This is a genomic window from Allostreptomyces psammosilenae (assembly GCF_013407765.1).
In the GTDB taxonomy this organism is placed as follows: domain Bacteria; phylum Actinomycetota; class Actinomycetes; order Streptomycetales; family Streptomycetaceae; genus Allostreptomyces; species Allostreptomyces psammosilenae.
Map to the genome: position 1 here is coordinate 2,557,501 of NZ_JACBZD010000001.1, position 19,377 is coordinate 2,576,877.

Sequence of the window (19,377 nt, forward strand, 5' to 3'; positions counted from 1 at the left end):
CGTAGGTGGCGGCGACGCGGATCTCGTCGGGCTGTTCGAGTGCCTGGGGCAGCAGGCTGTGCTGGAGGGTGACGGCCATCCGGCGGTGCTTGCGCTCGCTCTCCCGCAGGCGTTCGGCGGCGAGGAACTGGTCGGTCATGTCGGCGGCGAAGACCAGCACGCCGCGGACCGCGTCGCCGTCGCGGCCCTGGCGGGGTGTGCCGTGGGTGAGCGGGGCGAGGGAGCCGTGGCGCACCGCCTCGGTGAGGCCGTGGGCGCCGCGGCGCAGCAGCGCGCGGACGCCGCCGCGCCAGGCGGGTGCCGTGATGGTGGCCGGGCCGCCGTCGGCGCGGGTGGCGGGGAGCGGGGCGTGTGCGGGGACGGCGGGCAGGGAGTTGAGCAGGCCGCCGGCCGGGCCGCCGTCGCCGGGGGCGGGCAGCAGGGCGGAGGGCAGCAGGACGTCCGGGGTGGCGGGCTGGTCGGCGTGGGTGGTGGGGCCGGCGGTCTCGCCGGGCAGGCGGATCCAGACCGGGCGCTGGGCGGCCTCGGGTGATCCGGCGCGCAGCTCGTGGGCCGCCCGGTCGGGCCGGCCGTCGTGCGGCGCGGGCCGGGCGGGGTGTGGTGCGGCGTGGTCCGGGGCCTCCCGGGGCACGGGCAGGCCGGCGGGTCCGCAGTCGACGAGCCAGTCGGCCGGGTGCTGGTCGCCGGCCAGGATGGGGGCGCAGACGAAGCCGTAGTAGCCGTAGCCGCGCCCGGCGGTGGAGGCGAGCAGGGTGTCCGGCGGGCCTTCCGGGCGGTGCGCGATGCGGCGTGGGCGCAGTGCGCGGGCGGTGCCGCTGCGCAGGACCTGGTCCATCAGGGGGAGCAGGCCGAGCTGGTCGAGTTCGGGCAGTGCCTCGCGGGCGGGTGCGCCGGGTTCGCGTGGGCCGAAGACGGCGGCGTAGGCGGAGTTGACGTAGGCGAGGCGGTGGGTGGGGCCGAAGGTGACGGCGATCAGGGCGGGGGCGTGGGCGAGGAGGTCGTGCAGCCGCAGGACGCGCTCGCCGGGGGCGGGGGCCGTGGCGGCGGGCTGGTCGAGCGCCGCGCTCGGCGGGGTGGCCGGGGAGGGCCGGCCGCCTGTTCCCGGGGTGCCGGTTGCCCGGGTGCCGGCGCCGGTGGCGGCCGGTTCGGTGGGGTCGGCGGCGGGCTCCGGGGTGGCGGGGGCGTGGGCGGCCTGGCCGTCGCCGGGGGCGGTGTCCCGGACGGCGGCGTGCCAGCCCCGTGCCCGGATGGGGTCGGGGGCGCCCGGCGCCGGCAGGGCGTCCTCCGAACGAGCGGCGTCCTCCGAAAGAGGAGTGGGCTCCCGGTGTGGCGCCGTGTCGGGAGGGGGGTGACCGGCTCCGTCGTCCTCCTGGTCCGCGGGGCAGGCGGTGTCCGTGCCGGTGCGCCGACGAGGGGACCGTGAGCCGCGGGCCGACGGGTTGGCGGCGGTGCGGCCGCCCCCGTCACGCCGGGTGCGGCCGGCGATGCGGTGGGTCCAGCGGGTGAGGTTCAAGCTTCCGATTCCTCGTGTTGTCACGCTTCGTACGTGCGATGGCACTACTCGTCACGCCCCAGTGTGACCGATCGGATGGGCGGACGGAATTCCCCGGTGTTCCGGCCGGGCGTCGCGGGCCCTCTCCCGAGCCTCCCGCCCCGGCGATGCGCTGGTGTCACTCACCCGCCGCGACCGTCGTCGCTTCGCTGTCGTCGGGAGGCGGATCCGTCGGAATCGTTCCCTCCGGAAGGTCTCTCTCCACTTGCCGGCGGAGTGCCACCTCGTTCGGCTGGCCGGTCCCGGTCGCTCTCCGCCGCGCGGCGGAACTCGGCGCGCGGGTGTTCCACGTCGCCCAGGGAGACGATCTCGCGCTGGAAGAGCGCCGCCAGGGTCCACTCGGCGAGCACCCGGGCCTTCCGGTTGGCGGTGGGGACCCTGCTGAGGTGGTAGCCGCGGTGGACCAGCCACGCGGGCAGCCCGGTGAGTTTGACGCCGTAGACCTGGGCGACGCCCTTGTGCAGGCCGAGCGAGGCCACCGAGCCGGCCTGGCCGCGCCGGTACTGGCGCAGCGGGCGGCCCTCCAGGGTGGCGGCGAGGTTGTCGGCGAGGAGGCGGGCCTGGCGGGTGGCGTGCTGGGCGCTGGGCGGGCAGATCGGCGTGTCGGGCGCCGGCGTGTCCGGGTCGCCGGTGGTGTGGGCGGCCGGGCCGGTGACGGGGGTCCGCCCGGGCCCCGCCGACCGCGTCGCGGCGGTCCGCCGCCCGCCGAGGCGGGAGCCGCCACGGCGGGGGCCGGTCTCGCCGGGGCGGGCCGCTCCGCCGGGCGCCGCGGCCGTGTGGTCGGCGGGGAAGGGTCCCCGGGCGACGGCCCCGGCGGCGGGGTGGTCGAGGTCGGGTACGGCCGCGCAGTCGCCGGCGGCCCACACGCCGGGGCGTCCCAGGGCGCGCAGCGAGGCGTCGGTGGGGACGCGCCCGTCGGCGTCGCGTGGCAGCCGGAGGCGTTCCAGGATGGGGTGTGCCTTGACCCCCGCCGTCCACACCAGGGTGCGGGTGCCCAGGCGGGTGCCGTCGGTCAGGTCCACGCCGTCGGCGTCGGCGCGGGCCAGGCGGGTGCCGAGGCGGACGTCCACGCCGCGGTCGCGCAGGGCGGCGAGCGCGTAGGCGCCGACGCGTTCGTCGGCCTCGGAGAGGATCCGCTCGCCGGCCTCCACCAGCACCCAGCGCAGGTCGTCCTCGGCCACGTTGTGGTAGTGGCGGGCCGCGTGCCGGGCCATGTCCTCCAGTTCGCCGAGCGCCTCTACCCCGGCGAAGCCGCCGCCGACGAAGACGAAGGTCAGCGCGGCGTCGCGGAGGGCCGGGTCGCGGGTGGAGGAGGCCGCGTCGAGCTGGGACAGGACGTGGTTGCGCAGCCCGATGGCCTCCTCCACGGTCCGGAAGCCGATGCCGTGCTCGGCCAGGCCCGGGATGGGCAGGGTGCGGGAGACGGAGCCGACGGCGACGACCAGGTGGTCGTAGTGGAGCACCAGGGGCCGCGCGCCGTCCTCCTCGCTGGCCCGGGTGGCGACGGTGACGGTGCGGGCCTCGGGGTCGGCGGAGGTGGCCTCGCCGGTGACGATCCGGGCGTCGGGCAGGACGCGGCGCAGCGGCACCACGACGTGTCTGGGGGAGACCGCTCCGGCGGCGGCCTCGGGCAGCAAGGGCTGGTACGTCATGTAGGGCTGGGGCTCCACGACGGTCACCCGGGCCCGGGCCGCACGGACCTGGCGCTTCAGACGCAGGGCCACGGACATACCGACGTGGCCGCCGCCGACGACGACGATGTGCGCTGGCTGCCTCATTCGTCTATGACGCCCGCGGCACCGAAATTTGTCCACAGTTTCGACAGGTCCCGCTGCGCGGGATGACCCGATCGGGGGACGATGGTGCTCGTGGGGTGTCGTTGTTCCCCACATCGGGCGTTGGCGTGATAAGGCATGATCGGCCGCCCTTCCATGCTGACTCCCAATCAGATATGTTCGATTGCTCGACACGGCGACGGCGCCCGCGGTGTGCCTGACGCGAACCTGCCCGATGTACCGCCGTTGGCGGGAACGGGGCGGGCGGGGCGTGGGTTCGGGGCACGGAGCCCGTGAGTCGGGCGCGGTCGGCCGGGTGGGGCCGGGCGCGAGTCCGAAAAACACACACGACGTGCGGCGCGCCCCGGACGTGCGGGGCGCGCCCGACACGGGGAAGGCGCGGTACCGCGGCGCGCGAGGGCGGTCGTGGCTGTGTCATCCCTAGGGGGAGGACTTGATGGGTCCGGGGCAATACCACGAGCCGGACGCGGTGACCGGACGCCGGGGCGCCGAGCAGCGCGCCGAGGCGGCGGCCGCGGCGGCCATGGGCGTCGGCGGGACGGCCGGCCGAGGGCCGGCGGCGGCACGGCGGCCACCCGCACTCCGCTCGGACGCACAGGCCAACATGGTGCAGATCCTACGCGCCGCGCGTGAGGTGTTCTCCACTCACGGTTACGACGCGTCGGTGGAGATGGTGGCGCGGCAGGCCGGCGTCGGCATAGGGACGGTGTACCGCCGCTTCACCGACAAGCAGGGGCTGGTGCACCGCATCCTGCTGGAGGAGACGCTGCGGCTGACCGCCCGGGCGGAGGCGGCCGCGGCCACCGGCCACGATCCGTGGACGGCGCTCGCCACGTACGTGCGGGACTGCGCCGTCTCGGGGGCCGGCAGACTGCTGCCGCCGCATCTGATAGCGGCCGCGGCCAGACAGGTGGCGTTGCGTCGGGATGCCGGCGTGGGGGGCCTGCGGGCACCGCTGGGGCGGGTACCGACGGCCCGCGGCGGCGTCGCGGCGGCGGGGCGGCCCAGGGCCACCACCACGCAGCGGGCCGGGACGGGCGGTCCCGGGCAGCCCGGCCAGCCGGGGCCGCCGGGCCCGGGCGGGCAGCCGGCGGGGCGTCCCACGCCACTCGGTGCGCAGCTCGACGGCGCGGCCACGCGGCTGGTCGAGGCGGTGGAGCGGCTCGTGCTGCGCGCCAAGGCGGTGCGGGCGCTGCGGCCCGAGGTGACGACGGGGGACGTGCTGCTGCTGGTGGTCCAGGCGGCGCCCTCGCCGCTGGTGCCGCCGGAGTGGCGGCCGATGGTCACCGAGCACCTGATCGGGGTGCTGCTGCGCGGGCTCCAGGTGAGCCCGACGCCGAGCCCGTTGCGGAGGACCCGCACGATGCCGCTGCCGGGGGAAGCGGGGCCGTCCCAGGGAGTCTAGGCCGCGTCGTCCGCCTTTCTCCCCCGATTTCCCGCACACTTCTCCCACGTTTTCCACGGTTCGGTGCCATTCCGGGTCTGCGGCGCTCCCCACCCGTGTCGGAAGTTCCCGGCGTGCCCCTGGATCACACGGACGAGTGAATTCGGCGGCTTCGCCGCGCCTGCTCCGCCAAAGCGCTCCGATGGCCGGAAAGACATCCCCACCGCCGTCGGCACGGCACCTTTGGCACCGTCATATCCCTTTTGCCTTGCGAATTGGTGTTCCCGAACACCCCGCGCCGGGGGACGCCACACGGACCGGCCGGCAACCGCACGGCCAACTCCGCTCCGAAACAATGCGCACGAACGGCACGGAACGGGGCGCGGCACCGGGCCGCCGACGCCGGGCCACGACGACGAGGCGGGGAAGGGCGGGGGCCGGAGCCATGCAGCCGGAGCCGGAGGGCGGTGCGAGCGGCGTCGGACGGCGGGGGCGCATCCCCCGCCCGGCGTCCGCCGAGGGCGGGGCGCTGGAGGACGGGAAGGGGGCCGGCGTGGACCCGGAGGACGTCGCCCCGGCCGGCCCGGACACCGGCCCTGTCAGCGATCCGGACACCGGTCCGGCCCGCCCCGGGGAGCCGTCCGACGCCGAGCTGGTGCGGCGCGTGCGGAACGGCGACGACGCCGCGTACGCCGAGCTGTACCGGCGGCACCACGCGGCGGTGCTGCGCTACGCCCGCACCTGCTGCCGCACCCCGGAGACGGCACAGGACCTCACCGGGGAGGTCTTCGCCCGGACGCTGCACGCGCTGCGGGCCGGGCGCGGCCCGACCGTCGCCGTCCGCGCCTACCTGCTGACCGGTGTCCGGCGGGTGGCGGCGGGCTGGCAGGGCAACGAGCGGCGGCTGCGGCTCGTCGACGACTTCGCCCTGTTCCTCGCCACCCGGGAGGGCAGCGCCACCGAGCCCAGCACGGAGGCGGCGGCGGAGGTGCGGGCCATGGAGGAGGCGGACCAGTCGCTGGTGGTGCGGGCCTTCCGCTCGCTGCCGGAGCGCTGGCAGGCCGTGCTGTGGCACACCGCCGTGGAACAGGAGCCGCCGAGCCGGGTGGCGCCGCTGCTCGGGCTGACCGCCAACGCCACCTCCGTGCTGGCCCACCGGGCGCGCGAGGGGCTGCGCGAGGCGTACCTCCAGGCGCACGTCTCGCGGTCGCTGGCCGAGCACGAGCGGTGCCGTGCCTACGCGGACCGGCTCGGGGCCGCCACCCGCGGCAGCCTGGGAGCCCGGGCGGACCGCTCGCTGCGCCGGCACCTGGACGACTGCCCCCGCTGCGCGGCGGCGTACGCGGAGCTGACCGACATCAACAGTCAGCTGGGGGCGCTGCTTCCGGTGGCCTTCATCGGGTGGTTCGCCGGGGGCCAGGCGGCGGCGGTGCTGGCCGCCGGGGCGGCCGGTGTCGCCGGGGCATCGGGGGTCGCCGCGGTCTCGGGAGTCAGCGTGGTGGGTGGCTCCGCCGGGGCCGGGGCCGGGGCCGGGGCGGGGGTTGGTGCTGGTGCGGCGGGGGCGGGCGCCGGTTCGGCGGGGGGCGTCGGGGGCACCACGGCGGTCGGGGGCAAGGCGGTGGGCGGGCCGCTGCGGATGTGGCTGGCGGTGGGGGCGGCGTCCACCGTCGCGACCGCGCTGGCCTGGGCGCTGATCGGCGGCGAGGCGCAGCAGCGCCCCGACGCGGCGCCGCCACCGCCGACCGTCGAAGCACCGGCGCGCCCCGCGCCCGACCCGCCGGCTCCGCGCCGGGACGCCCCCGCCCCGCCGGAACCGGCGCCGGTCACGCCCCCCACCGGGGTCCCGGTCCCCCCACCCGAACCGCCGCCGCCCACGCCGACCCCGCCCCCGAGCCCGAGGCCGGCGCCGAGCACCCCCTCCTCCCCGCGGCCGGAGCCGTCCGCGGCCCCGAGCGCAGGAGCCACGCCCCCGCGGCCGGCACCGTCCCCGTCGTCCCCGCCGCCCACGCCCGCGCCCGCGCCGCCGCGGCGGCCGGTCGTCGTGCCGGTCAGCTCCGTGGCCTGGGCGGAGACGGCGGGTGGCGCGCTGGCCCCGGCCCGCGCGGACCGCGCGGTCGGCTGGTCGTTCCTGCTCGACGCGCCGCGGCGGCGGGAGCGGGGCCTGCCCGACCCGTGGCTGCACGGACTCACCGAACCCACGCCCTGGGAGGCGTTGTGGGAGTCGCCCCACGGCGGGGGGCCGCTCACCATCGGCGGGGTGCGGCACGATCACGGCATCGGGGTGCTCGCCCCCTCGACGATCACCGTGCCGCTCGACGGGCGGTGCGACCGGTTCCGGGTGACCGTGGGGATCGACGACGAGACGGCCGGTCTGGGCGCCGCCACCTTCCGGGTGAGCGCGGACGGGGAGGTGCTCGCGGACTCGGGGGTGCTGCACGGAGGCGAGCCGGGCACCACGTTGGCGGTGGAGGTGACCGGGCGGGAGCGGCTGGAGCTGGAGGTGCGGCCGGTGGCGGCGCCGGCCCTGCCGCTGCCCGTCTCGGTGGGGCTCGACGCCGACCTGTTCGCCCACGCCGACTGGGCCTCGGCCCGCCTGACCTGCGCCGGCGGCTGAGCCGCGCTACGCGCCCGGCTCCCCGGCGCCGTCCGAGTCCGTGGACGGGTCAGCGGGGACGATGGTGTGGACGGCGTTGCGGATCAGCTCGTCCACGGAGGCGAGGGAGAGCGTCTCCGGCACCGTGAGGTGGCCATGAACGCGGAGTACCCGGACGTGGGCATCTACCTGGCCGGCGGCAGGCGAAGTGACCGCCGGCCGGGCGTCCGCCTCTTCCGTGCCGCGGCCGGTCACCCGCGCGTCGTCGCCAGGGTGACCGGCCGCGGTCTGGTGGCGGCCAGCGTGACGCAGCAGGTGGCCGCGCCGATCGTGGCGAACGCCCCGAGGCAGACCGCGCCGAGCATCCCCCAGGGAACGGCGACGGCCGGCTCACCCAGCACGGCCATGGTGCTGGTCGCGATTCCGCTCAGCGCCCCCGCCACGACCAGGCAGCCGAGGAACAGGCCGATCAGCGTCACCGACCACGCCTCGACCAGGGCGGTCCACACCACCTGGGGACGGCTCAGCCCCGCCAGCCGCGCCGCCGCGAACTCCGCCCCGCGATCGGCGCCGGCGATCACCACGGCGTTGACCACGGCCACCAGGGCGTACAGGCCCCCCAACCCCATCAGCACCCCCAGGACGGCCAGGTTTCCGCGCTGCGCCTCCGCGGCCTTGGCACCGGCCCACTCGGCCACCGTGCGAACCTCCCCCAGGCCCGCCGAGCGGATCGCCTCGGCGACCACCGCCGGTTCGGCGCCGGGCAGCAGGCGTATGACGGTCTCGGCGGGGGCGCGGGCCGCCAGCTCCGGGGGGACCAGATCGCGGGGCACCAGGAAGGCGTCGGCGCCGTTGTCCAGGATCTCGGGCAGCGCGGCGACGATCCGCAGCGGCACCTCCCGGCCGTCGATGCGCGCGGTTGCCGTGCCGCCGACCCGCAGACCCTCGGTGGCGAGGGCGGGGCCCACCGCGATGGTCCGGCCGCGCAGGTCCTCCAGGGATCCGGCGCGGAGCGGCTCCCAGCGGTGGGTGCGCCGGTAGCCGAGGGCGTCCACCGCGACGACGCCGGCGTGGTACTCCCGGCCGTCCACGGCCACCGTCATCTCCACGGCCAGCCGCGGCGCGGCCGTCTCGACGCCGGCCACCGAAGCGAGGCGGTCGGCCTGCGCGCCCGTCGACTCCACCACCAGGTCCCCCGCGAGGATGCGGTGCTCGTACTCCGCCGCGGCGGCGGTGGACAGTGACGCCAGCGTCCCCCACAGGCCCAGCGACAGCGCGACCAGGACGATCAGCGGGGCGGCGACGGAGGCGCTGCGACGCACCCCGGCGCGGAGGTTCGCCATGGCGAGCCCGCCCAGGGTGCTGCCGCGCAGCAGCACCCCGAGCGCCCGGCCGGCCAGCGGGACCACCACGGGGCTGAGCGCGCTCATCGCCACCGGGCCGGTGAACAGGACGGCCAGCGCGATCACCAGCGCCCCGAGCAGGTCGGTGGCGGCGGCCGACACCCACACCATCGCGGCCGAGACGGCCAGGAACAGCAGGCCGCGCAGCCAGCGGCCGGCGGTCATCACCCTGGCCGCCGCGCCGACCTCGCGCAGCGCCTCCAGGGGGCCGACCCGGGCCGCCTGGCGGGCAGCCGCCCGCACGCCGAGGAGCGCCACCGCCACCCCGAGGCCTCCGGAGACCCACAGGACGGAGCCGTCCCAGCCCACGGCGGCGCCCTCCGGAAAGAACCCGAGGGCGGTGAGCAGCCAGGCCTGCGCCCCGGTCGCGGCGAGCCCGAGCGGGATGCCGGCCAGTGTGCCGAGCAGACCGAGGATGAGCGCCTCGGACAGCAGCAGCAGTCGGAGTTGGCCGCGTTTCGCGCCGACCAGCCGGAGCAGCGCGAGGTCGGCACGCCGCTGGGCGACGGTGAAGGCGGCCGTGGAGCCGACCACGAAGACGGCGAGGAAGAAGCAGATCAGCACCGTCATGCCCATGAGGGTGGCCGCCCCGACATACCCCTCGCTGATCCGGTGCCGCTCCACCGCCGACAGCCCCGGAGGGAGCCGGGGCTCCTCGGTGGCGAGGAGCACGAGCAGCGAGGACTGCGTCAGGGCCACGCCCAGCGCGATGGCGACGATCGCTCCCAGGAAGAGCTGCCAACGCTCCCGGACGGTGCTCAGCGACAGCCGGATCACCGGTCGGCCTCCATCCCGGCCAGCCGGTCGGCCACCTCGCGGGCGGAAGGGCGGCTGAGGACGTCAGTGATCCGGCCGTCCGAGAGGAAGACCACGGCGTCGGCGCTGGCCGCCGCGACCGGATCGTGGGTCACCATCACGATGGTCTGCGCGGTGGTGTCGACCATGGAGCGCAGCAGTCCGAGGACCGTGCGCGCCGAGGTGGAGTCCAGGGCGCCGGTGGGTTCGTCGGCGAACAGCACCGCCGGCGCGGTGACCATGGCCCGGGCGATGGCCACCCGCTGCTGCTGGCCGCCGGAGAGTTCGCGCGGCCGGTGACGCAGTCGGTCGCCGAGCCCGACGCTCTCCAGCGTCTGGCGGATCCGGGCCCTGGGTACCCGGGCCCCGCTGAGCTTCAGCGGAAGGGCGACGTTCTGTTCGGCCGTCAGGGAGCCGATCAGGTTGAAGTTCTGGAAGACGAAGCCGATGGTGTCGCGGCGCAGTTCGGTGAGGTCGTTGTCGGAGGCCGTGGTGATGTCCCGACCGGCCAGCAGCACCCGGCCGGCACTGACCCGGTCGAGGCCGGCGGCGCAGTGCAGCAGGGTGGACTTGCCGGAGCCGGAGGGGCCCATGACGGCCGTCCAGGAGCCGGTGGGGAAGGCGATGGTGACGCCGTCCAGGGCGCGCACCGTGGAGCCGGACGCGGGGTAGTGGCGGGTCACCTCCCGTAGCTCCACGGCCGGTGGGGGACGGTCCACCGGCCGGCCGTTCACCCGGAGGGGTGCTGTGGCCGTGGTGCTGGGGTTCGGCGCCGTGGTCATCGGCCTGCCTCCGCCGCGACGCGTTCCCGCAGGGGTGCGGGCCCCTCGCCCAGCCGGCCGGTGAGGAGCACCCACGCGGCGACGGCGCCGAGCGGCACCAGCCCCAGCGCGTTGACCGCCGTGGCACTCATTCCGCCGGACTCCATCAGCACGGATTCGGACAGGACACCGATCACCATGTTGTTTCCGGCGTGGGCGAGAGAGGGCACCCAGATGCTTTTCGAGCGCCGGAGGAGCCAGGCCAGAATGACGGCCTGGAACACGCAGGAGACGGTCCAGATCGCCATTCCGAGGGGAAGGTCGTCGAAATCGGTGTACCCGGTGAAGGCCAGTGGGTAGTGCCACACGCCCCAGATGAGACCGGTGAGCAGGGCGGCGGACACCGGCCCGCGGCCGAGGCGGTCCTGCAGGTAGCCGCGCCACCCGAACTCCTCACCCCAGAACACCGGGACCAGGACGACGGAAAGTGCCAGGAGGCCGAGCCAGACCGCCGGTTCCGGCAGGTCGGCCGGCAGTTCGGGCCGGTACAGGCCCAGGGCGGCGGCGAGCGCGGCGGTCGCGGCGAGAACCAGGGGTGGTCCGAGCCAGGCCAGGAGGTAGGAGGACCATGCCTCGGCGAGGCGGGGGGCCAGTCGGGCATCGCGGAACCCCTCTTTGGTGACCTTCCGCCGCACGACGATCGCGGCGATGGCCGGGGCGAACCCCATGGGCAGCTGCACCAGTGGGTTGTCCAGCGGTATGCCGAGAACGGAGTAGGCGAACAGGATGGACGCCCAGGAGATGCCGAAGGCCAGGAGCAGGAATACCGGAACGCCGGTGTTTTCGCGATTCATGGTGCAAGGGAACCGCGCCCGGGGCGGCCGACACACTATCCCCAGCAACCGAATACGAGGTATAGCCAGCACTACCTCGAAGACTCGTGCCAGCCGTATGGGTGCCATCGCCCCGACGGGCTAGCGTGAACGGGTGATCAACGGAAAACCGCGGACGGCGCTGGAGTCGGTCAGCTGGCGCCGGTTCCTCCTCAGCAGCTGGCCGTGGCGCTCCGTCGGCTACCTGCTGACGACCCCGCCGGTGGCGTTCGCCGCCGCCGTGCCGTTGGTGCTGCTGGGCATGCCCTGGGGGGTGTGGCTGACCCGCGTGCGGGAGGGGCCCGCGCTGCCACTCGGGTCGCAGCTGAGCCTCATCCTGCTCGGCCTGGCGCTGATGACGGCCCTCGGGCCGCTGGTGGCCATTCCCCTGGGGGCGGTGGAGCGCCGCCGGCTGCGCATGGTGGACACCCGGCCGGTGCGCTCCCCGCACCGCCGGCCACCGCTCGGTGGCCGGCGGCCGTGGGTGCGCACCCGCTACAACGAGGCCGCGACCTGGCGCGAGCTGACGTACGCCTGCGTCCTCTCGGTACTGGCGGTGGTGCCGGGCGGGATCGCGCTGCTGGCGGTCCTCGTGGTGGGCGCGCTGGTGGCGAGCCCGTTCCTGGCCGGCGGCGGCCGGGGCCCGGTGTCGCTGGGCGCCGCCCGCCCGGACACCTTCGGCGAGGCGCTGCCGTACGGGATCGCCGGCGTGCTGCTGCTTCCCGCGCTGCCCTACCTGCTGGCGCTGCTCGCCGGGGCGCACGCCGTGGTGGCACGGGCGCTGCTGCACGGCGACTCCGACGAGCTGCGGGCCGAGTTGGTCCAGGTGTCCCGGTCCCGCGCCCGGCTGGTGGACGCCTTCGAGGCCGAGCGCCGCCGGATCGAGCGCGACCTGCACGACGGCGCACAGCAGCGCCTGGTGAGCCTCACCCTCCAGCTCGGGCTGGCCCGCCTGGAGGTGCCCGGGGACTCCCCGGCGGCCCAACGGCTGTCCGACGCGCACCAGCAGGCCAAGCAACTGATGGCCGAGCTGCGGGAGCTGATCCGCGGCATCCATCCGAGGGTCCTGTCCGACCGCGGGCTGCCGGCGGCCCTGCCGGAGCTCGCCGACCAGTGCCCGGTCCCGGTGCGGGTGCGTACCGAGCTGCCCGTCCGGCCGCCGGCGCACCTGGAGGCCACCGCGTACTTCGTGGTGGCCGAGGCGCTGACCAACATCGCCAAGCACAGCGGGGCGAGCGCCGTGGAGGTGACGGCGCGCCTGCGCGACGGGCTGCTCACCGTGGAGGTGCGCGACGACGGGGCGGGCGGGGCCGATCCGCGCCGCGGCACCGGCCTGACCGGGCTCGCCGACCGGGTCGCCGCGTTCGACGGCAGAATGCTGCTGTTCAGCCCGGTCGGCGGGCCGACCCTGCTACGTGTGGAGCTTCCGTGCAGCCAGGATGTGCTTCCCTCCCGGTAGTCCGCGTGGTGCTGGCGGAGGACGGCGTGCTGCTGCGGGAGGGGTTGGTGGGCCTGCTCGGCAGGTTCGGCTTCGAGGTGGTGGCCGCCGTGGGTGACGCCGAGGCGCTGCTCGCGGCCGTCGCCGAGCACGCCCCGGACCTGGTGGTCACGGACATCCGGATGCCGCCGGGCTTCGCCGACGAGGGGCTGCGCGCGGCCGTGCGGCTGCGCCGGGCCGATCCGAACCTGGCCGTGGTGGCGCTGAGCCAGTACGTGGAGCAGGGCTCCGCCTCGGAGCTGCTGGACTCCGGAGACGGGCGGCGGGTCGGCTACCTGCTGAAGGACCGGGTGGTCGATGTGGAGGAGTTCGTCGGCGTGCTGCGGCAGGTGCTCGATGGCGGGACGGTGGTCGACCCGCAGGTCGTGCGGCAGTTGCTGCGCCGCCGGGAGGACCCGCTGTCGCGGCTGTCGCCCCGGGAGCTGGAGGTGCTCGGGCTGATCGCCGAGGGCCACTCCAACACCGCGATCGCCCGGCGGCTGGTGGTCTCCGAGGCGGCCGTGGCCAAGCACGTGGGGAACATCCTGGCCAAGCTGGACCTGCCGCCGACCGAGGACAGCAACCGCCGGGTGCTGGCGGTGCTCGCCTACCTCAGGAGCGGGGCCGGCCCGAGCGGCGGCTGAACTCGGGCAGACGGCTTCGGCGGTGGCCGCCACCCCACTAGCGTGGTGGCACAGGCGCTGCGGAGCACGCGGACCGGCCCGGCCCACGACGGCGGGCGTCCGTCGCGCGGCGCGACGACACCAGCGCGGGGGCGAGCCATGAACAGGCGACCACACCCATGGACCACCCGCGGCGGCACCGGGCGCGCCGGTGGCCGGCCGTCCGGACCGGTGGCGCGGGCGCACACCGGGCTGTCCCCGCTCGCCGCCAGGAGCGCCAGCGCGGCCCTCACCGTCGCGCTGCTCCTGCTGGACCTCGGGGCGGGCTCGCTGACCACCGCGCGGGCCGTCTTCTGGGTCCTGGTCGGGCTGGTCGCCCTCGCCGTGGTGCACCCGGTGCGGGTGTGGGCCGACGCCGAGCGGATCGGCACCCGCGGTCTGCTGCGGAACCGTTCCGTGTGCCTGGACCGGCTGGTCTGCGTGCGCGGCTCCACCACGCTGGTGCCCACGCTGCGGCTGCGCGACGCCGACGGTGACGCCGTCGAACTCGATGTGGCGACGTTGATCGACCACCCGCTGCTGTGGCACGCCCTGGAGCGCGGCATGCGCCGCTCCCGCGAGGCGGACACCCTCTCCGCCAGCGCCGTGGAGGCCTGGGCGATACGGGCGGTCCGCCGTGGTGTCGACGACGACCTCGCCCGAGCCATCCTCGCCCGCTCGGACCTGGCCCTCGGCCGCGACCGGGACTAGCCGCCCACGCTCTCCCCTGACGGTCCTCCGAACGCGCCCCCCAGCGTGAATCGGGACGCTGACCCACAGCCGGTTGCCGGCCCCTCCCCGGCCTCGCGCCGCCTGGCCACCGGGCGGCGCGGTCAGCCGCGCGGAAGGCCGACCGAGGGCGCCCGGTGCGTCCGCGGGCGCTCCGTCCAGCAGCTGCCCCGGCGCAGCTGGAGCCGGCGCAGCCACACCTCCGTCCCGACCACCTCGATCAGGCCGCGCAGGGCGTCGTGGGGCACCTCGGCGCCCTGGGTGACGGCGCGCAGGGTGCTGAGCGCGGCTGCGCGGTCCACCACCCCGGCCGCCGGGAGCAGCCCGGAGCCGAGCAGTTCGGCCAGCCCGGCCGCCGCCGCACGCAGTCCGGTCCGCGCGGCGGCGGCCGGCGGGGTGCCCGCGTTCCCGGCCTGACCGGGCTCGCCGCCCGCGGCGTGGCCGGCCAGGACTCCGGGCAGGCCGCGGCCTCCGGCGTGCCGGATGACGCGTTCCAGCAGCGCCCGGCGGGCGCCGGGGTGCAGCCGGGGCTCGATGGGCAGGGCGCGGCAGGCGCGCACCACCTCGTCGTCGAGGAAGGGGGCGTGCAGTCGCTGTCCGGGGGCCTCGGCGAGCTGCTGGAGCACGCGGTGGTCGGCGGCGTAGCGGGCCAGGGCCAGCCGGGCGCGGCGTTCGCCTGGGCGGGTGTCGGGGGCGGGGCGTTCGGCGGCGGCGCGCAGCTGGGCGGCGGCGGTGGCGAGGGCGTCGCCGGTGAGCCAGGCGGCGGCGGGGCCGGGGGCGCTCCAGCTGATGGCGCTGTAGACGTCCTGCATGGCGAAGCCGGTGCCGCCGCCGCGGCGCCGCCCCCGGGGGGAGGTGCGGTGCAGCATCCGGGCGGCGGTGGCGGCCATGCCGTCGGCCCAGGTGGTGGCGGCCAGCCGGCGGGCGGCGAGCAGGACGCCGGTGGCGGTGGCGCCGGACCACTCGGCGCCGGGGCGGGTGAGCGCGCCGACGCCGCGGGCGGCGTGCCGCAGGCCGCGGTCGAGCGCGAGGTCGGCGAGGCGGGCGGGGTGGCGGTCCAGGACGTGTCGGGCGCCGTGGCCGACCAGGTGGTCCCGGCCGCCGGCGGCGAGGCGCAGCCGGGTGGCGTCGCCGTCGACGAGCGCGGGGCCGGGGTGGTCGGGCAGTGGTCCGGCGAGCGGGTCGTGGTCGGCGCTGGGATCGGTGAAGGCGGCGAACGGCAGCGCGCTGGCGGGGCCGGTGATGACCCGGTGGCGCATGCCGGCCTCGGCGGCGACGGCGCGGGCGCGTCGGACGGCGCGCTGGGCGGGCGTGGGCGTGGCGGCCGGGGCGGGCTCGGGGTGGGCGGGGGTCCAGGTGATGGCGAGCGGCGCCTCGCCGTCCGGGGCCGGCGGCTCGACCGGGGCGGGGCCGTCGGGCGTCCCGGGGCGGTTGGAGCACGCGTGCGGGTGCGGGGCGGCGCCGCCCGCGGGGGCGGTGGTGGGGGCGGCGGCCAGCAGGGCGAGGGTGGCCGAGGCGGTGCCGCCGGAGAGGTCCGCGCCGAGGGGGACGGTGGGGGTGCCGGGGCGGGCGGCGGCGCTGCCTCCCGGGGCGTGGGCGGCGCCTTCGGGGGCGTGGGTGGAGTCGGGGCCGTGGCCGGGCGCCGGGTGGGGGCCGGTGGGCGCCGGGTGCGGGGTCAGCCGGGCCGCGACGGCGTCCCGGAGGGCCTCGGCGAGCCGCTCGATGGCTTCCTCCACGGGCAGCCACGGGGCGGCGCCGACGGCGGCCGGGGGCCGCTCGTAGCGGGCCTGGCGGGCGGTGCCGGCGCGTATCTCCAGGGCGTGGCCGGCGTCCAGCCGCCGGACGCCCCGGTAGGGGGTGCGGCCGTCGAGGACCTCGGGGATCTCCGGGCAGGCCAGGGCGGCGGCCAGGTAGCCGGGGTCGAGGTCGGCGTCGACGAGGTCGGCGAGCGGCAGTGCGGCCGTCGCGTAGGCGGTGCCGCCGCGCCAGGGGGTGTGGAAGACCGGGCGCAGTCCGGCGAGGTCGCCGATCAGGCAGGTGCGGGTGCCGATGCTGAGGACGGTCCAGTAGCTGCCGGGCCAGCGGGTGAGGTGGCGCAGGGCGCCGGCGCGGGCGGCGGCCAGGGCGACGGCGAGCTGCTCGTCGGTGGCGTGGCAGTGGCCGACCACGGCGAGGCGGGCGGGCGGTGTGGGGCCGGTGCGGGGGCCGCCGGCCGGGCCGGTGTGGTCGGCGCCGTCGTGGGTGGCGGTGGCCGGTCCGGTGCGGGTGACGGTGCGGCCGTCGGGGAGCATCTCGACCCGCCGGAGTTCTTCCGGTCGCCAGTCGCCGACGGCCCACAGCGGCTCGGGGCCGGTCCACAGCGGGAGGCCGCCGACGGGCTCCGGGCCCGGGGGCTCACCCGGGTGGTGGGGGGAGCGGGTGCCGCTCCAGCCGACGATCCAGCGCATCACCGCCTCCACCTGTCCGCCGGGTTGGGTGCCGGGTGGGTGAGCGTAGCCCGCGCGGGTGATTCCGGCGGGGAGGCGGGGCCGGGTAGGCGCGTCGCGATCCGCCACCCGCGGGGGTGAATTCGGGAGGAAAGGTGATGAACCGACAAGTGCCGCGGTGTGATCGGGATCCCGTGCGGATGCGGGTGCGCTTGCCGGTGCGGCTGCAGGTGCCGAATGGCCGAATATGCTCGCCGCCTCCGGGCCGCCCCCTCGACGGCCCGGACGGCGGGCGGCGGGACAGCAGCGGGCTTCCCAGGCGGCTCATCGAAACAGGCCAGGGCAGATGAGGGCAGGCGCATGCGCGAGGCGCACCACAGCACGGGGTGGGAGCACGGCTTGCGCCGTTCCTTTCACGCCGAAAATTGCCGCGGCGGCGCGTATTCTCGCCATCTGGGATACGCACTCTTAACGCTCGGGATGGACGGAACTACGCTGGGTCTACGGCGCCGTCATACCGAGGGGGTGGCCGAGCTGTGAGCAGGGAACCCAACGAGAGGCTCGGCGCGCTGCTGAGCCGAGCCCAGATCAGCAATGCCGGCCTGGCGCGCAGGGTGAACGACCTCGGCCGGGTCCGGGGGATGACACTCCGCTACGACAAGACGTCGGTGGCCCGCTGGGTCACCAAGGGCATGGTTCCGCAGCGTCCGGTGCCGAGCCTGATAGCGGAGGCGATCTCCGCCAAGATCGGCCGGCCGGTGGCGTTGCACGAGATCGGCTTCCGGGACAGCGATCCGCATCCCGACGTCGGCCTCGCCTTCCCACGGGACGTGCCGGGGGCGGTGCGCGGGGCGACCGACCTGTGGCGGCTGGATCCGTCGAACCGACGCGGCCTGCCGGCCGGCGCGTTCTCGGTGAGCCTGTACTCCACGCCGGTGGCACGCTGGCTGATCCACCCGTCCGATCCGTCGGTGTTGCGCTCCCCGGCGACGGTGCCGGACGCCTCCCCCGTGGAGGTGACCCACACCGACGCCGCCAAGCTGCGCGAGGCCGCCCGGGACGCCCGGCGCTGGGACAGCAAGTACGGCGGCGGCGACTGGCGTTCGGCGATGGTGACGGAGTGCCTGCGGCTGGAGGCCGTGCCGCTCGTCCTGGGCACCTACAGCGACGCGGTGGGCCGCTCGCTGTTCGGCGCGACCGCCGAGCTGAGCCGGCTGGCCGGCTGGATGGCGTTCGACACCGGCCACCACGAGGCGGCGCAGCGCTACTACATCCAGGCGCTGCGGCTGGCCCGGGCGGCGGCGGACGTGCCGCTGGGCGGCTACGTGCTGGCCTCCATGAGCCTGCAGGCCACCTACCGCGGCTTCGCCGACGAGGGCGTCGACCTCGCCCAGGCGGCGCTGGACCGCAACAAGGGCCTGGCCACCTCCCGCACCATGGGTTTCTTCCACCTGGTGGAGGCGCGGGCGCACGCCCGGGCCGGGGACGCGGCCTCCTGCCGGCGCTCCCTCGGCGCGGCCGAGGCGCTGCTGGAGCGGGCCCGGCCGGGGGACGAGGATCCGGAGTGGATCAGCTTCGTCGGGCCGGCCCGGCTGGCCGCGGACGCCGCCGAGTGCTACCGGGACCTCGGCATGCCCAAGCAGGTGCGCCGGTTCACCGAGAGCGCGCTCGCCTCCTCCAGCGACGAGTTCACCCGCTCGCACGGGCTGCGGCTGGCGGTGGCGGCGGTGGCCGAACTGGACTCCGGCAACCTGGACGCCGCCTGCGCGGCCGGGACGCGGGCGGTGGAGATCGCCACCCGGGTCAACTCGCAGCGCAGCGTCGAGTACATCAAGCAGCTGCTGGACCGGCTGGAGCCGCACAGCACGGAGCCGCGGGTACGGGAGCTGGCCGAGCGGGCGAGGACGGTGCTGGCGACCCCGGCCTGAAGCGAGGAACGCGCCGGCGGGGCGTGAGCGGCGCGGACCCCGGACTACCGGCCGACGAGCACCGGCCGTCGAGCACAGCCGGTGGAGGCGAGGGCGGCCCCATCCCGGGCGCTCTCGCCTCCCCGGCCAATCGGCCCACCGGCCAATCGGCACAGCCGGTGGGCGCTCTCGCGCCCGGTCGATGCAGCACAGCCGGTAAAATTCCGACATCGTGCCGAACTCAGAGTCGCTGCTGCCCACGCCGCCCACGCCCGCCGCCGTTCCCGGCCAGACCGAGCGCCCGGGGGCGTCCTTCGGCGTGTTCGCCGACGAGCGGCGGGTGCGCAGCTTCCATCCCCGGCGGGGCCGGCTGACCAGCTCGCAGGCGGACGCCCTGGACCGGCTGTGGGAGCGGCTGGGCGTGGAGATCGACGGCACTCCGCTGGATCCGCGCGCACTGTTCGACCGGCGGCTGCCCGTGGTGCTGGAGATCGGCTTCGGCATGGGCGAGACGACGGCGGCGATGGCCGAGGCGGATCGGGACACCGCCGTGCTCGCCGTGGACGTGCACACGCCCGGGCACGGGAACCTGCTGCGGCTGATCGGCGAGCGTGGCCTGGACAACGTCCGGCCGGCCTTCGGCGACGCCGTGGTGCTGCTGCGCGACATGCTGCCGGCGGCCTCGCTGGCCGGCCTGCGGGTCTACTTCCCGGACCCGTGGCCGAAGAAGCGGCACCACAAGCGGCGGCTGATCCGGCCGGAGTTCCTCGACCTGGCGCTGCCGAAGCTCGCGCCGGGGGCGCTGGTGCACTGCGCGACGGACTGGCTGCCGTACGCGGAGCAGATGCTGGAGGTGCTGTCCGCCGATCCGCGGCTGGAGAACCTGCACCCGGACACCGGCTTCGCCCCGCGGCCGGACTGGCGTCCGGTCACCAAGTTCGAGCGGCAGGGGCTGGCCAAGGGGCACGAGGTGCGCGACCTGCTGTTCCGGCTGCGCTGAGCAGCGGGGCCCGCTCCGGG

12 protein-coding genes and 1 pseudogene (1 of these 13 only partly in view) are annotated in these 19,377 nt (G+C 76.6%); 7 read left to right on the forward strand and 6 right to left on the reverse strand.

Annotated features, from left to right (window positions below; all coding sequences use genetic code 11):
• Both FHU37_RS27995 and FHU37_RS10385 read right to left on the reverse strand, forming a co-directional pair.
• Window positions 1-502 (reverse strand): annotated as a pseudogene (locus FHU37_RS27995) (SpoIIE family protein phosphatase) (it extends 1,104 nt beyond the left edge of the window).
• A 1,172-nt stretch (window positions 503-1,674) separates the two neighbouring features.
• The gene (locus FHU37_RS10385; RefSeq protein WP_179813926.1) at window positions 1,675-3,330 is read right to left on the reverse strand and encodes an NAD(P)/FAD-dependent oxidoreductase; all 1,656 of its coding nucleotides are present in this window, start codon (window positions 3,328-3,330) and stop codon (window positions 1,675-1,677) included.
• Window positions 3,331-3,784: 454 nt separating this feature from the next.
• Between FHU37_RS10385 and FHU37_RS10390 the strand changes: the two genes are divergently transcribed.
• Both FHU37_RS10390 and FHU37_RS10395 read left to right on the forward strand, forming a co-directional pair.
• Window positions 3,785-4,753, forward strand: coding sequence for a TetR/AcrR family transcriptional regulator (locus FHU37_RS10390; RefSeq protein ID WP_179813927.1), 969 nt, complete (start codon window positions 3,785-3,787; stop codon window positions 4,751-4,753).
• 424 nt (window positions 4,754-5,177) lie between these two features.
• Window positions 5,178-7,346 (forward strand): sigma-70 family RNA polymerase sigma factor, encoded by a 2,169-nt coding sequence (locus tag FHU37_RS10395; RefSeq protein WP_179813928.1) that lies wholly within the window; start codon window positions 5,178-5,180, stop codon window positions 7,344-7,346.
• Window positions 7,347-7,576: 230 nt separating this feature from the next.
• Here FHU37_RS10395 and FHU37_RS28950 read toward each other — a convergent pair whose 3' ends face one another.
• From FHU37_RS28950 to FHU37_RS10410, 3 genes are read right to left on the reverse strand one after another with little or no spacing between them, the layout of a single operon-like run.
• Complete coding sequence (locus tag FHU37_RS28950; protein ID WP_179813929.1) at window positions 7,577-9,505, reverse strand: FtsX-like permease family protein; 1,929 nt, start codon at window positions 9,503-9,505, stop codon at window positions 7,577-7,579.
• Complete coding sequence (locus FHU37_RS10405) at window positions 9,502-10,305, reverse strand: ABC transporter ATP-binding protein (RefSeq protein ID WP_179813930.1); 804 nt, start codon at window positions 10,303-10,305, stop codon at window positions 9,502-9,504. Before FHU37_RS10405 ends, FHU37_RS28950 begins: the two co-directional genes overlap by 4 nt.
• Window positions 10,302-11,138, reverse strand: coding sequence for a CPBP family intramembrane glutamic endopeptidase (locus FHU37_RS10410; protein WP_246449732.1), 837 nt, complete (start codon window positions 11,136-11,138; stop codon window positions 10,302-10,304). Before FHU37_RS10410 ends, FHU37_RS10405 begins: the two co-directional genes overlap by 4 nt.
• 133 nt (window positions 11,139-11,271) lie before the next feature.
• Here FHU37_RS10410 and FHU37_RS10415 point away from each other — a divergent pair, with 133 nt between their 5' ends.
• The 3 genes from FHU37_RS10415 (at window position 11,272) to FHU37_RS28955 (ending at window position 14,006) form a co-directional block, all read left to right on the forward strand.
• Window positions 11,272-12,615, forward strand: coding sequence for a sensor histidine kinase (locus FHU37_RS10415; RefSeq protein WP_179813931.1), 1,344 nt, complete (start codon window positions 11,272-11,274; stop codon window positions 12,613-12,615).
• An 8-nt stretch (window positions 12,616-12,623) separates the two neighbouring features.
• A complete protein-coding gene (locus FHU37_RS10420) occupies window positions 12,624-13,277 on the forward strand; it encodes a response regulator (protein WP_312892757.1) in 654 nt (217 codons plus the stop codon).
• Between the two features lie 138 nt (window positions 13,278-13,415).
• Window positions 13,416-14,006 carry a hypothetical protein gene (locus tag FHU37_RS28955; protein WP_179813933.1) on the forward strand — a complete coding sequence of 197 codons (591 nt, stop codon included), beginning with the start codon at window positions 13,416-13,418 and terminating at the stop codon, window positions 14,004-14,006.
• A gap of 122 nt (window positions 14,007-14,128) precedes the next feature.
• On the opposite strand, the gene FHU37_RS10430 is transcribed toward FHU37_RS28955, so the two are convergent.
• A complete protein-coding gene (locus FHU37_RS10430) occupies window positions 14,129-16,471 on the reverse strand; it encodes a macrolactam cyclase family protein (protein ID WP_179813934.1) in 2,343 nt (780 codons plus the stop codon).
• A gap of 515 nt (window positions 16,472-16,986) precedes the next feature.
• Here FHU37_RS10430 and FHU37_RS10435 point away from each other — a divergent pair.
• Together FHU37_RS10435 and trmB are read left to right on the forward strand one after the other, a co-directional pair.
• Window positions 16,987-18,378, forward strand: coding sequence for an NsdA family TPR-like regulatory protein (locus FHU37_RS10435; RefSeq protein WP_179813935.1), 1,392 nt, complete (start codon window positions 16,987-16,989; stop codon window positions 18,376-18,378).
• A gap of 211 nt (window positions 18,379-18,589) precedes the next feature.
• A complete protein-coding gene (gene trmB, locus FHU37_RS10440) occupies window positions 18,590-19,357 on the forward strand; it encodes a tRNA (guanosine(46)-N7)-methyltransferase TrmB (RefSeq protein WP_376773919.1) in 768 nt (255 codons plus the stop codon).
• The last annotated feature ends 20 nt before the right edge of the window (window positions 19,358-19,377 follow it).

Coding starts and splice junctions, on each gene's coding strand:
- FHU37_RS10385 (WP_179813926.1), bottom strand. CDS start 3,330: ATGAGGCAGCCAGCGCACATCGTCGTCGTCGGCGGCGGCCACGTCGGT.
- FHU37_RS10390 (WP_179813927.1), top strand. CDS start 3,785: ATGGGTCCGGGGCAATACCACGAGCCGGACGCGGTGACCGGACGCCGG.
- FHU37_RS10395 (WP_179813928.1), top strand. CDS start 5,178: ATGCAGCCGGAGCCGGAGGGCGGTGCGAGCGGCGTCGGACGGCGGGGG.
- FHU37_RS10405 (WP_179813930.1), bottom strand. CDS start 10,305: ATGACCACGGCGCCGAACCCCAGCACCACGGCCACAGCACCCCTCCGG.
- FHU37_RS10410 (WP_246449732.1), bottom strand. CDS start 11,138: ATGAATCGCGAAAACACCGGCGTTCCGGTATTCCTGCTCCTGGCCTTC.
- FHU37_RS28955 (WP_179813933.1), top strand. CDS start 13,416: ATGAACAGGCGACCACACCCATGGACCACCCGCGGCGGCACCGGGCGC.
- FHU37_RS10430 (WP_179813934.1), bottom strand. CDS start 16,471: ATGCGCTGGATCGTCGGCTGGAGCGGCACCCGCTCCCCCCACCACCCG.